Source organism: Burkholderia sp. YIM B11467, from assembly GCF_052952715.1.
The window spans coordinates 1,083,035-1,096,115 of record NZ_JBQVSQ010000001.1 but is presented as its reverse complement, the minus strand read 5'-3'; the positions used below and the strand labels follow the sequence as shown (position 1 = coordinate 1,096,115).

12 protein-coding genes are annotated in these 13,081 nt (G+C 67.4%); 7 read left to right on the top strand and 5 right to left on the bottom strand.

Annotated elements, in window-relative coordinates; all coding sequences use genetic code 11:
• Window positions 1–260 precede the first annotated feature (260 nt).
• From ACTRWB_RS04915 to ACTRWB_RS04900, 4 genes are all read left to right on the top strand, one after another.
• Entirely contained in the window at window positions 261–1,562 is a 1,302-nt protein-coding gene (locus ACTRWB_RS04915; protein WP_446901140.1) for a dicarboxylate/amino acid:cation symporter, read from the top strand.
• A 40-nt stretch (window positions 1,563–1,602) separates the two neighbouring features.
• Window positions 1,603–1,800 (top strand): hypothetical protein, encoded by a 198-nt coding sequence (locus tag ACTRWB_RS04910; RefSeq protein ID WP_446901139.1) that lies wholly within the window; start codon window positions 1,603–1,605, stop codon window positions 1,798–1,800.
• A gap of 238 nt (window positions 1,801–2,038) precedes the next feature.
• On the top strand, window positions 2,039–3,973 hold the full coding sequence (locus ACTRWB_RS04905) for an SMP-30/gluconolactonase/LRE family protein (protein WP_446901138.1): 1,935 nt from the start codon (window positions 2,039–2,041) through the stop codon (window positions 3,971–3,973).
• A gap of 318 nt (window positions 3,974–4,291) precedes the next feature.
• Entirely contained in the window at window positions 4,292–5,122 is an 831-nt protein-coding gene (locus tag ACTRWB_RS04900; RefSeq protein ID WP_446901137.1) for a peptidyl-prolyl cis-trans isomerase, read from the top strand.
• A 31-nt stretch (window positions 5,123–5,153) separates the two neighbouring features.
• On the opposite strand, the gene ACTRWB_RS04895 is transcribed toward ACTRWB_RS04900, so the two are convergent.
• Together ACTRWB_RS04895 and ACTRWB_RS04890 are read right to left on the bottom strand one after the other, a co-directional pair.
• A complete protein-coding gene (locus tag ACTRWB_RS04895) occupies window positions 5,154–5,591 on the bottom strand; it encodes a GNAT family N-acetyltransferase (RefSeq protein ID WP_446901136.1) in 438 nt (145 codons plus the stop codon).
• Window positions 5,592–5,740: 149 nt separating this feature from the next.
• Window positions 5,741–6,619 carry a LysR substrate-binding domain-containing protein gene (locus tag ACTRWB_RS04890; protein WP_446901415.1) on the bottom strand — a complete coding sequence of 293 codons (879 nt, stop codon included), beginning with the start codon at window positions 6,617–6,619 and terminating at the stop codon, window positions 5,741–5,743.
• Window positions 6,620–6,780: 161 nt separating this feature from the next.
• Here ACTRWB_RS04890 and ACTRWB_RS04885 point away from each other — a divergent pair, with 161 nt between their 5' ends.
• The 3 genes from ACTRWB_RS04885 (at window position 6,781) to ACTRWB_RS04875 (ending at window position 9,547) form a co-directional block, all read left to right on the top strand.
• Window positions 6,781–7,281 (top strand): lipocalin-like domain-containing protein, encoded by a 501-nt coding sequence (locus ACTRWB_RS04885; protein ID WP_446901135.1) that lies wholly within the window; start codon window positions 6,781–6,783, stop codon window positions 7,279–7,281.
• 144 nt (window positions 7,282–7,425) lie between these two features.
• Entirely contained in the window at window positions 7,426–8,718 is a 1,293-nt protein-coding gene (locus ACTRWB_RS04880; RefSeq protein WP_446901134.1) for an MASE1 domain-containing protein, read from the top strand.
• 13 nt (window positions 8,719–8,731) lie between these two features.
• Complete coding sequence (locus tag ACTRWB_RS04875) at window positions 8,732–9,547, top strand: alpha/beta hydrolase (protein WP_129516203.1); 816 nt, start codon at window positions 8,732–8,734, stop codon at window positions 9,545–9,547.
• A 7-nt stretch (window positions 9,548–9,554) separates the two neighbouring features.
• Here the strand turns inward: ACTRWB_RS04875 and ACTRWB_RS04870 are convergent, their stop codons facing one another.
• The 3 genes from ACTRWB_RS04870 to ACTRWB_RS04860 form a co-directional block, all read right to left on the bottom strand.
• Window positions 9,555–10,577: a MerR family transcriptional regulator gene (locus ACTRWB_RS04870; protein ID WP_446901133.1), complete on the bottom strand. Its 1,023-nt coding sequence runs from the start codon at window positions 10,575–10,577 to the stop codon at window positions 9,555–9,557.
• A 94-nt stretch (window positions 10,578–10,671) separates the two neighbouring features.
• The gene (xylB, locus tag ACTRWB_RS04865) at window positions 10,672–12,138 is read right to left on the bottom strand and encodes a xylulokinase (protein WP_446901132.1); all 1,467 of its coding nucleotides are present in this window, start codon (window positions 12,136–12,138) and stop codon (window positions 10,672–10,674) included.
• Window positions 12,135–13,070: an AraC family transcriptional regulator gene (locus ACTRWB_RS04860; RefSeq protein WP_446901131.1), complete on the bottom strand. Its 936-nt coding sequence runs from the start codon at window positions 13,068–13,070 to the stop codon at window positions 12,135–12,137. The genes xylB and ACTRWB_RS04860 overlap by 4 nt, the downstream gene beginning before the upstream one ends.
• Between the last annotated feature and the right edge of the window lie 11 nt (window positions 13,071–13,081).

The window sequence follows — 13,081 nt, the reverse complement described above, 5'->3', positions numbered from 1 at the left end:
GCGCCGGATGGCCGCTCGCGCCGCTCGGCCGGATCGCGACAAAACCCGCCTTTCCGGCGCTGATTGGACGCGGATCAACCGACGCGGCTTTCAGATTTGAAAGCCCGCGCGCCATTTGCGTTAGAATGCCCCCCCTGTCCGCCCTGGCGACCGCCGGAAGCGGGCCTGTCGCATGCCTTGCGACGTGAGTTCCGATTCGCAGCCGGACGCGAATGATGTTCCCGCCGTTAGAAGCACACGCTTTGTAATTTGGATTGCTAATGAAGAAGAGACACAACATCACGAAGTACATCGTCATCGCGATGATTCTTGGTATCGCCGTTGGTTACGCGTGCCACAGCGCGTTTCCCGACCCGAAGATGGCCAAGGAAGTCGCCGGCTACGTGTCGTTGCTGTCCGACGTGTTCCTGCGCCTGATCAAGATGATCATCGCGCCGCTGGTATTCGCGACGCTGACCGTCGGCATCGCGCAGATGGGCGACGGCAGCGCGGTGGGCCGCGTGGGCGTCAAGGCGTTCGGCTGGTTCTTCATCGCATCGTTCACGTCGTTGCTGCTCGGCCTGCTGACCGCGACGATCCTGCAGCCGGGCAGCCACCTGAGCCTGCCGCTGCCGCCCGCCGATGCGGCGCTCAACCTGAAGACGGGCGCATTCACGCTGAAGGATTTCGTGATTCACCTGGTGCCGAAGTCGATCGCCGAGGCGATGGCGAACAACGAAATCCTGCAGATCGTCGTGTTCTCGATCTTCTTCGGCACCGCGCTGTCCGCGCTTGGCGAATCGGGCAAGCGCCTGACCGGCGTGATCGAGGATCTCGCGCAGGTGATGCTGAAGGTGACGGGCGCGGTGATGTGGTTCGCGCCGGTCGCGGTGTTCGCGGCGCTGGCGTCGACGATCACGACCGAAGGGCTCGGCATCCTGCTCACGTTCGCGAAGTTCATGGCGAGCTTCTATCTGGCGCTGGCGCTGCTGTGGGGCGTGTTGACGCTCGCCGGCGTGACGTTCCTCGGCAAGCGCGCGTTCACGTTGCTCCGGCTGATCCGCGAGCCGTTCCTGCTGTCGTTCGCGACGGCGAGTTCCGAGGCCGCGTATCCGAAGCTGCTGGATGCGCTCGACCGTTTCGGCGTGAACCGCAAGATTTCGAGCTTCGTGCTGCCCATCGGGTATTCGTTCAACCTCGACGGCTCGATGATGTACTGCACGTTCGCGGTGCTGTTCATCGCGCAGGTGTACGGCATCCATCTGCCGCTGGGTACGCAGATCACGATGCTGCTGCTGCTGATGGTGACGTCGAAGGGGATGGCGGGCGTGCCGCGCGCGTCGCTGGTCGTGATCGCGGCGACGCTCAACCAGTTCAACATGCCCGAGGCGGGGTTACTGCTGATCATGGGTGTCGACATGTTCCTCGACATGGGGCGCTCGGCCACCAACGCGGTCGGCAACTCGATCGCGGCCGCCGTGGTCGCGAAGTGGGAAGGGCAGCTCGACGAGCCGCGCGACGACGATTCGGACGCAGGGCGCGTCACGCAGGTGAAGGTGCCGGAAACCTCGGCATCGGCATGACACGTGGTAACGCGGCGGCGCATCTGATGCGCCGCGGTAAATGACCATCGCCGGCCTGGATTCGCAACGGATTCAGGCCGGCGATTTGTTTGATGCAATCACACCGCATGGCATGCGGCGGCCTTTTCCGAATCCCGGAACAGGCGTTCGCGGTTTCAATATGTCGTCGTTGAAAAGCGGCGATATTCCCGCAGGCGAAAGCCTGATTCTCCCCATTCCCGATCCGGCGCGTGAGTGAACATTCACTGTCGCGCAGTCGCGCCCGCCGTCGGGGCGCGTGGTTATCGCGAGCGGTCCGCAATTTTTTTCGATTTATATAACGCTATTCTCGCGCTGCTCATTATCGAAGGCAGGCCGCATGTAATACCGATTGCGCCGGATGATTCAGCGGAAGAATTTACGCATCGCGGATTTCAAACCATCTGGCCGGCTGCCCCCTCATGTGAATGTTCGCACCGTTCAGGAGCGCATCCGTCATGGTCGCTGGAAAACGTCTACACGCTGTGCTGCTTGCCGCGGCGATCGCCGCGATGGCACCGGCCGCTCAAGCCGGCAACACCACCGACTGGCTCGCGAACACGTACGGCACGCTCGCGGCCCACGTCGGCAACGTCGCGCGTTCGATGTGGGTCGCGCCCGAAGGCGTGATCTACACGGCGTCGATGTGGGACGAAGATGAAGGCGGTGTCGCGATCTACCAGAACGGCAAGAGCGTCGGCTCGATCGGCACGCATTCCGAATTCCAGGGCAGCGCGATCACGGGCAACGCGACGTCGCTGTTCGTCGCGCTGCAACCCGGCAAGACCTACGGCAGCGGCGCGGTCGGGCGGTACAACCGTGCCACCCGGTATCGCGACCGGCTCATCCAGGTCAGCGCGGCGACCAACCAGCCGCGCATCGACGTCGTCACCGGGCTCGCCACGGCCGGCTCGCTGCTCTATGCGAGCGACTTCTACGGCAATCGCGTGCGCGTGTTCACCACCGACGGCGTGTGGCAGCGGGACCTCAGCGTGTCGGGCCCGGGCGCGCTCGCGGTGGATGGCGCGGGCAACGTGTGGGTCGCGCAGAAGCGCGCGGGCTCGATCGTCGGCTTCAGCCCGGCCGGCGCGCTGCTGAACACGATCCGGATGCCGGCCGGGTCGCAGCCGTCGGCGCTCTATTTCGATGCGGCGGCCGGACAGCTCCTGGCGGGCGATGAAGGCCCCGACCAGAACATCAAGCGCTATACGGTGTCGGGCCGGCCGGCGCTGACCGGCACGTTCGGCGTGCGCGGCGGTTATCTCGACACGACGACGGGCATCAAGGGGCAGGTCGGCGCGCAGCGCTTCACGCGCATCGCCGGCATCGGCAAGGACACCGGCGGCAACCTCTATGTGCTCAACAACCCGTGGGGCGGCAGCTGGGATCTCGGCCGCAACGGCGCCACCGACATTCATGCGTACAGCAGCACCGGGAGCCTGCGCTGGACGCTGCAGTCGCTGAACTTCGAAGGCATCGCCGCGCCGGACCCGGTCACGGACGGCGCGCTGTTCTATGGCGGCACGCACGTGTACGGCGGCAGCGCGGGCGGTACCTTCGTCGCGAACACCGTCGACCCGTTCACGTACCCGTCGGATCCGCGCATCAACATGAGCGACCCGCAGCGCGACGAGCACTTCGGGCTGCTCACGTCCGTCGGCGCGAACCGGATCCTCGTCGCGGCCGGCCAGAACCCGCCGGTCTTCTACTTCTTCCATTTCAACGCGGCGAACGGCTACATCGCGATTCCGGACGGATCGATCCCGGGCCCCGCGTTCAACACGACGCAGCGCGTGACGAGCGGCTTCAGCATCGACAGCAAGGGCGGCGTGTGGGCCGGCCTCGACAAGACCGGCGCGATTACGCACTACCCGCTGACCGGCTTCGACGCGAGCGGCAAGCCGTCGTGGGGGCCGGGCGTTGCGACCCGCGTGCCCGCCAGCATCCAGCCGCTGACGCGCATCGTCTACCTCGCGGACAGCGACACGATGGTGCTTGCGCAGGGCGCGCTCGGGAGCAACGACTGGACGTCGATCGGCACGCGCATCGAGGTGTATCACGGCTGGAGCGCGGGCAACACGACGAAGCCGGACCCGGTGATCACACTGCCGCACAGCGGCGCGAAATCGATCGACGCGGTCGGCAACCATCTGTTCGTCGGTTACTGGTTCAGCAGCAACGGGCCGCTGTGGCCGAACGTCGACGCGTTCAACCTCACCACCGGCACTCTCGACACGACGCTGGTCAACACGAGCCCCGCGACCGTGGACACCAGCAGCGCGATCGACGCGATGTACAGCATCCGCGCGTACCGCCGGTCGACCGGCGAGTATGTGGTGATGAAGAACAACGTGAAGGGCAACAGCATCACCGTGTATCGCTGGACGCCCTGATGACGACGCGGCCGCTTCGACAGGCGGCCGCGCCCGCGTCGCCATCGCGATACTCGAAGCACGTCGCGGGATGTCCACGCGTCGCAAGCGTGCCCGGGCGCGTGACGAGCGGTGCGCGCCTCGCCGCCTTGGGCGGCCTTCCCCAACCTCCCGACGCACAAACGCGGTTCCGTGCACAATGACAGCGGCACCGGTAGACGCTGCCGGTGCCGGTGATGATGAACCGGAATGATTGAACGGTTGCGCCGGCGCGTTACAGCGCCGGCGAACCTGCGCGGCAGTTCATGCCGCGTTTTTTGAGCCCGAAGCGACACTACGATGAAGACGAAAACGACACCGAGCCGCCTGTTGCTGATTGCCGCACTGGCCGGCGCGCTGAGCGGTGCTGCTCACGCACAGACGGCGGCAACCGTCGCGACGGTCAACGGCGCGCCGATCACGCAGGCCGACGTCGATGCGATGCTGCGCGCGTCCGGGCAGCCCGACTCGCCGCAGATCCGCGACGCGATCAAGCAGCAACTGATCACGCGCGTGCTGATTCAGCAGGCCGCCGAGAAGGCGAATTACGCAGACAAACCCGAGGTCAAGGCGGCGATGCAGCAGGCGAAGGCGAGTGCCGAGGTGCAACTGTACGTGCGCGACAACCTGAAACCCGAGCCGGTGACCGACGCGCAGGTCAAGGCGCGTTACGACGAACTGGTCGCGGCGCTCGGCAAGAACGAGTACAAGCCGCGCCTGATCGTCGTCAAGGATCCGGCGACGGCCGCGACCGTGCTGAGCGAGCTGAAGTCGGGCAAGTCGTTCGACGGGCTGGCGCGCCAGTACAGCATGGCGCCGAGCCGCGATACCGGCGGCGAGCTGCCGTGGGTGAGTTTCAACACGCCGGCGGCGGAAGGCAAGACGGCCGGACTGCCGTTGCCGATCGCGCAGGCGCTCGAGAAACTGACGGTCGGTGCGGCGACGAAGGATTCGATTCCGGTCGACGGCGTGCGGGCCATCGTGAAGCTGGATGCGAAGCGGCCGACGCAGGTGCCGGGCTTCGAGACCGCCAAGCCGGGGCTTCAGCAGCAGTTGCAGGCGATCGCGGTCGAAAAGGCGAGTGCGCAGATGATCGGCAATTTGCTGAAGGACGCGAAGATCACGCAGTAATCGTCATGCGACGGCGTCGCAACGGCGCGCGTCACGCGCGCCAGATCATGCTCGCGCTCGTTTCCGTTTCCGACGCGACCCGGAAGCCGAGCCGTTCATAGAGCCGCCGCGCCGGGTTGCCGTGCAGCACGCTGAGCGACACGCACGCGCTCTCGCGAGCCGCGTCGCTCAGCAATGCGCGCAGCACGGCCTCGCCGATGCCCCGGCCCTGCCACGCAGGGAGGATCTGGATCTGATGGACGTGCCATTCGCTGGCGGCGCGCGTCACCTTCAGCAATCCGATTGCATCGGTACCTTCGCAGACGATCATCGCGTCTTCGAAGTGCGCGCGGATGCGCCGGTCGTGCGCTTCATCGTCGGTCGGCGCGCCGACCCGCTGCAGGTGCTCGGTCATCGTCAGTTGACGGAGCGTCAGCAGGAACGGCAGGTCGGTGGCAGATGCGGTACGCAGGCTGATCGCGTGTGTCATGGTGCGGACTCGTTCATTCGGGACGGGGGGCGGGAAGGGCGTACCCCGCCGCGCATGATTCCCGATTGCGGGAAAGCGGTCAAAGGCCGGCCCACTGAATCTGCGGCGCATGCCTGATCGTCCTGCGCGATGTGCGGGCCGGATGTCGATTATGCGTCGTCAAGATTGGCAGTCAGGTTGTCGATCACGACACGTTTCAGGCTGGCGAGTGCGGATGGCGCATTGCCGCTGGCCCCATGGAGGCATACCTCGACGGACGGTAACGGCGGGAGACCATCGCGCTCGCCAAGCCGTCGCAGCGTCGGCGGCACGCCGACCATCATTCTCGGCGTAATCCCCAGCCCGCCCGCGACGCCGGCCCACAGGCTTTGCAGGCTGCCGGTCGTGTAAGCGACCCGCCACGGGATGCCGGCCTTGTCGAGCGCATCAGTCCCGGCCTTGCGGAACAGGCAGGGTGCCTTGTACAACGCGAGATCGAGCGGGGCGCCGGCGCGTTTACGCATGTCGAAACCGGACGGCGCGATCCACGCCATCGGCAGCGTGACGAGGCGTTCGGCGTCGGCGCGATGTCCCCGACCGATCGCGAGAACGAGGTCGAGCTCGCCGCCGTCGAGTTGCTCCAGCAGCGCGCCGTTGCCGTCGACGACGATGTCGACGCGCACGCCCGGATGCGAGCGCTTGAACTGGCCGAGCGCGACCGGCAGCCATGATTCGGCGAAGTCGCCCGGCAAGCCGAATCGCACGGCGCCCTCGATTGCCGAGCCACGGATGGCACTCACCGCCTCGTCGTTCAGTTCGAGGATACGGCGCGCATAGGACAGCATCAGTTCGCCGGCGTCGGTCGGCACGAGACCGCGCCCCTGCCGGCGAAACAGCGGCTGGCCGATCTGTGTTTCGAGCTTGCGCATCTGCTGGCTGACCGCCGACTGCGAGCGGCCGATCCTGTCGGCGGCGCGGTTGAGGCTGCCGAGCCGATCCGCGGCGATCAGCGTGCGCAGCGCATCCATGTCGAGATTCGGGAGCGTCATGATTCGGTTTTTCTTATAAGTCGGTTTCAAATTATCGTATTTATTGCACATTCTCCCCGCTACCATCAAGCGAACCGCTCATTGCGGTTCACGGGGATGCCCGCGTATGCGACTGCGGATTCCCGTGACGGTTCTTCCCTTCTTTCTGACAAGGACTACGAATGAAAATCGGCTCGATATTCCGTCAAGGCTTCCCCGGCATGCTGCTGGCCGCATCGATGGTTCCCGGCGGCGCATCGGCCGCACCGTCGCTCGCGGGGACATGGACCCTGGTCGCGGCGGACGTTCAGCACCCCGACGGCACGATCGGCCGCGACTACGGTGCCGATCCGAAAGGCCTCCTGCTGATCGACATGCACGGGAACTACTCGCTGCAGATCTTCAAGTCCGAACGCCTGAAGTTCGCGTCGAACGACAAGGCGACCGGCACGCCGGATGAATTCCGTGCAGCCGTGCTCGGATCCAGCACGCATTACGGCACGCTGACCATCGATCCCGCGGAGCACACGCTGGCGTTTCATATCATCAACGCGTCCTATCCGAATTGGGTCGGGCAAACGCAAACGCGCAGCTATCAATTGAAAGACGGCGAACTGAGCTATCGCGTTCCGCCGCGGCCCAACGGCGACATACCGATTTCGGTGTGGCGGCGCGTCGACTGAGACGGACGGAGACCCGAAGCCTGTCGCAAACGGCCGCGAGCGCGGCCGGCACCGCTCCCGTCGGTATTCCCCCGCCCGCCGCGTCCGCATATCATTCGACATCGCGCACCCGCAGGCCGCAGGCGCGGCACACAGGAATTCTCGATGGACACCAAACGTTCCCGCCCGGGACTCGTCGCCGCGCTGCTCTGGGCCGCGCTGTATCTGGCGACCGGCTACATCTCGCACCAATTCAACGGCCCCGTCCGGCTGACGGGTTATATCTGGCTGCCGGCCGGCGTGACGGTCGGCGCGTTCATGCTGCGGCCGCCGCGCGAATGGCTGACGCTGGCCGGTGCATTCCTGGTCGCGCAGCTCGCGCTGACCGGCATCGAACACGGCAGCCTGGTCAACGCGGTGCTGTTCACGGTCGACGAGGTCGGCGCGGCCGCGCTCGCGGTATGGCTCGTGCAGCGCGTGCGCTTCTCGCTCGAAGGGCTGTATTTCCTGCGCTCGGTGATCCTCGCCGGGCTGATCGCGGGCGTGGTCGGCGCGATCGGCGGCGCGGCGTGGTACACGGTGGTCAAGGGCGCGCCGTTCTTCGACGTGTGGTCCGTGTGGGCCGCATCCGATTTCGTCGGCGTGCTGCTGGTCACGCCGGTGCTCGCGTCGTGGTCGCGCTTTCGCGCGCACCGTTCGGGCGATCACGAGCGCTTCGACCTGATGCTCGGCGTCGTCGCGTTCGTGCTGCTCGCGATCGCCGCGCTCGTGATCTTCGACGGCGACACGTCGCAGAAATTCGGCACGGGCGCCGGCTTCGCGCTGACCTACATCCCGCTGTTCCTGACCGTCGCGGTGACGCTGCTGCTCGGCGGCCGCGCGGGCTCGTCGTCGGTGCTGGTGCTCGCGTTGATCGTGATCGAGCAGACCGCGCAGGGCGATGGCCCGTTCGCGTCGTTTCACGAACACTACGGCAGCGCGCTGCTCGAGGCGCAGCTTTATCTGGCGGTCGCGTCGCTGCTGGTGCTGACGGTGAGCACGCTGAAAACGACGCGTGAGCGCGTGCACGAGCATGCGGCGGTGCTGCAGAACAACATGGAGCTCGCGCTGGCGAGCGCCGGCCAGATCGCGTACGTGCTCGATCCGGAGTCGGGCCGGATCGAGTGGAGCGGCGACGTCGAGCGCGTGTTCGGCGTCGGCGTCGATGCCGCGCAGATCGCGAGCGTGCCGCTCGTGCTCGAACGCGTGCAGCCGGGCGACCGCGATGCGCTGAACGACTACTGGAATGCGGAAATCGCCGGCGAGGATCGCGCGTCGATGTCGCTGCGCATTGTGCAGCGCGACGGCGGCACGCAGACGATCACCGACCATGGCGCGCCGCTGCTCGATTCGAACGTCGACGTGACGGTGGTCGCGGGCGTCTGGCAGATCGAGCGCGTGTGGCCGGCGGACGAATGAGCGGGTCCGCATCATGACGGGTCGCACGGGCGTCATGCTGATCCACGGGCTCGGCGGCACGCAATACGATCTCGGTTCGCTGCACAAGGCGATGCGGCGCGCGGGCGGCGAGACGCACATGATCACGCTGCCGGGGCACGGCACGCGCCCCGAGGATCTGGTCGGCGTGCGCGCGGAGGCGTGGCTCGACGCGGTGACCGAACAGTATCGCGCGCTGGAACGCGAGTACGACACGCTGCATGTGGCGGGCATGTGCATGGGCGCGCTGGTCGCGCTGCTGCTGTGCCACCGCGTGCAGCATGCGCGCGGCCGGCTCGCGTTGCTGGCCACGCCGGTGTTCATCGACGGCTGGTCGACGCCGTGGTACCGGTCGCTGCGGCACCTGCTGTACCGCGTGCCGGGTGTCGCCGAACGGATGCGCGTCGAGGAGGGCGATCCGTTTGGCATCAAGAACGCGACGATCCGCGCGATCGTGAAGAAGAAGTTCGAGCGGCAGGACCGTTTCCACTATGCGTGGGTGCCGCTCGCCTGCGTGCGGCAGGTGGACCGGATGCGCGACTGGGCACTGGACGCCGCGGCCGGCACGCATTGCCGCACGCTCGTGCTGCATGCGCGCGAGGACGAACTGACGAGCCTGCGCTCGGCCGATTTCCTGCTGGAGAAGATGCCCGACGCGCACGGGATCGTGCTGGAGAACAGCTACCACATGATCTGCGCGGACAACGATCGCGACGACGTCGCGCGGCACGTGCTGGAATTCTTCGGCTTCGATCCGGCGCATGCGGTGAGCCCGGCGATGGCGCGCAGGATGGGGCGGCCGGAATCCTGACGCCGGATTACGCTGCCGCCGGCCGGCGGGCGAGCCGCTCGCGGATCTCCGGCGATGCCAGGCACGTGGCGACGGCTTCGTAACCGGGCGCGCCCGGGTAAGGCGCCACGCGCGACGGCGGGCTGTGATTGGCCGGGCACAGGATGATGGTTTCGTCGGGGCCGACCGCCGACAGATCGAGGATGGCCGACGAGCGTGTCAGCAGGAACAGCGGCCGCATGCCGCCGGTTGCGCGTTCGCGCAGGTGGGCGATCAACGCCTGTTGCGTGGGCCGGTCGAGATCCTGTTCGATCATGTCGACAACCAGCGCGCGCGGGCCTTCCGCTTCAAGACGGACGAGCAGCGCGTTCAACGCCGCCGACGGCGTCGCGCCGTTGCCGACCAGCGCGGCCGATGCGAGGTCGACGCGCGACTTCAGTCCCGGATCGGTGCGCAACGCATCGCATGCGGCAGCGCCATCGTTGTCCAGCCGATCGAGGTCCACGAACACGGCGCCGGGCAGCGCGTCGGCCAGCCGAAGCGCCAGCCGCGTCTTGCCGCTTCCCAGCGAGCCGATGATGTAGTTCAACGGCCGGATATCGCGACACTCGAACCACTCGCCGCCCCACGGCCACGGCAGGCTGAACGCAACGCAGGTGCCGGTATCGTCGAGCAGCCGCGTCAGTTCGCCGTCGGCCGGCATCCGGCCGCGCGCCAGGCCCGCGCGGATCGCGCGCACCCGGTCGACCTTGCGCACGAGATCCCGGATGCCGTGGTCGAGCGTGGCTTCGTGCGCCGCCAGCGCGTCGTCGAGGCTGCGCGCGTCGCCGTCCAGCACGCTCGCCACCTGCGCGAGGCTCAGGCCGAGCGCACGCAGCGCCGCGATGTCGGCCGCGCGTGCGAGGGCGTCCGGGCCATACGCGCGGTATCCGGCCGGCGTTCGTTCCGGCGTGACGAGGCCATGCTGTTCATACAGCCGCAGCGCCTTGATCGATACGCCGAGCCGCGCGGCGGCCGCCGATGCGTTCAAACGGGGCGTGGATGTGCGCATCCGTCACCTCTCTCTGCTGTCGATGGGTTGCGCTCAGCATAAAGGCGATCCCAAGGGCCGGGTCAAGCACGATCACGCGCGCATGTGCTACGGCTCAGTCGCCGTAAGCGAACTCGTCTCGCAACGCACGGTACAGCCGCCGATACCGCACGAGCCGCCCGGCCAGCAGATCGACCGCGGCGGAATCGGGCGTGACGGTTTCGGTGACGGGCGGCGCGACGCAGACTTCCGCGAGCGTGTCATTGGTTGCAGCGAGGCGCGCGAGACGCGCGGCGCCAAGTGCGGCGCCGACTGCACCGTCCGCATGGCGCCGCATCGCGAGCCCGGTCGCGTTCGCGCACAGCCGTGCCCAGAACGCGCTTTTCGAGCCGCCGCCGATGAACGACACCGCGTCGAGCGTCGTGCCGGCCGCGCGCAGCGCGTCGTAGCCGTCGGCCATCGCGAACGCGACGCCCTCCATCACCGCGTACGCGAGGTCGTACGCATCGTGCTCGTTGGACAGCCCGAAGAACACGCCGCGCGCATGTGCGTCGTTGTGCGGCGTGCGCTCGCCGCCGAGATACGGCAGGAACAGCGGCGCGCGGGCCGGATCGGCACGCTCGGCGCGCGCGGCCAGCACGCCGGCGGTCGTGCCGTGCGCGCGTGCAAGCCAGTCGAGGCTCGCGGCGGCGGACAGGATCACGCTCATCTGGTGCCAGCGCCCTTCGACGCAGTGGCAGAACGCATGCACGGCAGCGTCCGGGTTCGGCGCGAAGCGGTCGTTGCCGGCGAACAGCACGCCGGACGTGCCGAGCGACAGGAAGCCGCTGCCGGCGCCCGTGACGCCCATGCCGATCGCGGACGCCGCGTTGTCGCCGGCACCGCCGGCGATCGTCACGGGCCCCGCGATGCCCCATTCGCGCCGCAGCGTGTCGCGCAGCTGCGCGGCGGCCGCGTTGCCTTCGACGAGGCGCGGCATCTGCGCGCGCGACAGCTCGGTCGCGGCGAGCATCCGGTCGGACCAGTCGCGGCGCGCGCAGTCGAGCCACAGCGTGCCCGACGCGTCGGACAGGTCGGACACGAACTCGCCGGACAGGCGCCAGATCAGGTAGTCCTTCGGCAGCAGCACCTTGTGCACCGCGCGGAACACGGCGGGCTCGTATTTCGCGAGCCACAGCAGCTTCGGCGCGGTAAAGCCCGGCATCGCCATGTTGCCGGTGATCGCGCGCGATTCCGGCACCAGCGCTTCGAGCTCGACGCATTCGGTGCCGGCACGCGTGTCGTTCCACAGGATCGCGGGGCGCAGCACCTGGTCCGCGCGATCGATCAGCGTCGCGCCGTGCATCTGCCCGGACAATGCGATGCCGCGCAGCGCGGCGAAGCCGGCCGGATGCGCGGCGCGCACCGACGCGATTGCGTCGAGCATCGCGTGCCACCACGCCTGCGGGCTTTGTTCGGACCAGTGCGGATGCGGCCGGCTGATCGACAGCGTGGCCGAGCCGGTTGCAAGGGGGACCGAACGGGAATCGGTGAGGAGAACCTTGACCTCGGACGTGCCAAGATCGATGCCGAGAAATGTCACGTATGAAGCATCCTGTCTGGGGCGCGCGGCGGCGCGCGCCGCAGGGGCGGCGCGTCGTCGCGGCTGTGCGGTTCGTTGAGCCGGTGCAGCGCGCGGAACCTCGACGGCGGCACCTGCTTCATCGCGAGAAACTGACGGTTGAAGTTCGACAGGTTGTTGAAGCCAACCCGGTAGCAGATGTCGGTCACCGTCAGGTCGGAAAACATCAGCAGCTCGCATGCCTCGTTGATGCGCAGCCGGTTCAGGTAGCGCACGAACGACGAGCCGGTATGACGGCGGAAAAAGCGCGTGAAGGTGCTGACGCTCATGCCGGCGAACGCGGCGACGTCGGTCTCGCGCAGCATGCCGGGCAGGTTTTGCTGCAGGTACGACAGCACCTGGTTGATGGTCGACGACATGTAGTGCTGCGCATCGCTGCGGTAGCCGGGGCCCGCGAGCACGCGCCGTTCGCGGCACGACGACAGCCGGTCGAACAGCGACATCAGGATCTCGACGCGCCGGCAGCCGTGCGCGTTCGCGAGTTCGAGCATCAGCGGCGCGACCTCGACGCCGACCCGGTCGGGAAACTGCACGCCGCGCGCCGCGTCGTCGATCAGGTCGATCACCGGCTGCAGTTCGCTGAACGCGCCGACCATCTTCTCGATCGCGTCGCGCGAGAACTGCAGCACGACGTCGCGCGACGGCACGCGTTCGCCGTCGGCGAGTTCGCTGACCCAGTTGTGCGGCAGGTTCGGCCCGGTGACGATCAGGTTGCCGGGGCCGAAATCGCCGATGTGGTCGCCGACGAACACCTTGCCGTGCGACGCCTGGATCAGATGAATCTCGTACTCGGGATGGAAGTGCCACTTCGCGACCGAATGCGGATAGTCGTGGATCCACGCGCGGAACGATTCGTCGCGGTGGGTGGGAACGATCTCGAGATCCGGGTTCATCGTGTGCTCCG

What these genes read in the sequence shown, in the direction of transcription:
- ACTRWB_RS04915 (WP_446901140.1), top strand. Translation starts at nt 261, where the DNA reads ATGAAGAAGAGACACAACATCACGAAGTACATCGTCATCGCGATGATT.
- ACTRWB_RS04910 (WP_446901139.1), top strand. Translation starts at nt 1,603, where the DNA reads ATGACCATCGCCGGCCTGGATTCGCAACGGATTCAGGCCGGCGATTTG.
- ACTRWB_RS04905 (WP_446901138.1), top strand. Translation starts at nt 2,039, where the DNA reads ATGGTCGCTGGAAAACGTCTACACGCTGTGCTGCTTGCCGCGGCGATC.
- ACTRWB_RS04900 (WP_446901137.1), top strand. Translation starts at nt 4,292, where the DNA reads ATGAAGACGAAAACGACACCGAGCCGCCTGTTGCTGATTGCCGCACTG.
- ACTRWB_RS04895 (WP_446901136.1), bottom strand. Translation starts at nt 5,591, where the DNA reads ATGACACACGCGATCAGCCTGCGTACCGCATCTGCCACCGACCTGCCG.
- ACTRWB_RS04890 (WP_446901415.1), bottom strand. Translation starts at nt 6,619, where the DNA reads ATGACGCTCCCGAATCTCGACATGGATGCGCTGCGCACGCTGATCGCC.
- ACTRWB_RS04885 (WP_446901135.1), top strand. Translation starts at nt 6,781, where the DNA reads ATGAAAATCGGCTCGATATTCCGTCAAGGCTTCCCCGGCATGCTGCTG.
- ACTRWB_RS04880 (WP_446901134.1), top strand. Translation starts at nt 7,426, where the DNA reads ATGGACACCAAACGTTCCCGCCCGGGACTCGTCGCCGCGCTGCTCTGG.
- ACTRWB_RS04875 (WP_129516203.1), top strand. Translation starts at nt 8,732, where the DNA reads ATGACGGGTCGCACGGGCGTCATGCTGATCCACGGGCTCGGCGGCACG.
- ACTRWB_RS04870 (WP_446901133.1), bottom strand. Translation starts at nt 10,577, where the DNA reads ATGCGCACATCCACGCCCCGTTTGAACGCATCGGCGGCCGCCGCGCGG.
- ACTRWB_RS04860 (WP_446901131.1), bottom strand. Translation starts at nt 13,070, where the DNA reads ATGAACCCGGATCTCGAGATCGTTCCCACCCACCGCGACGAATCGTTC.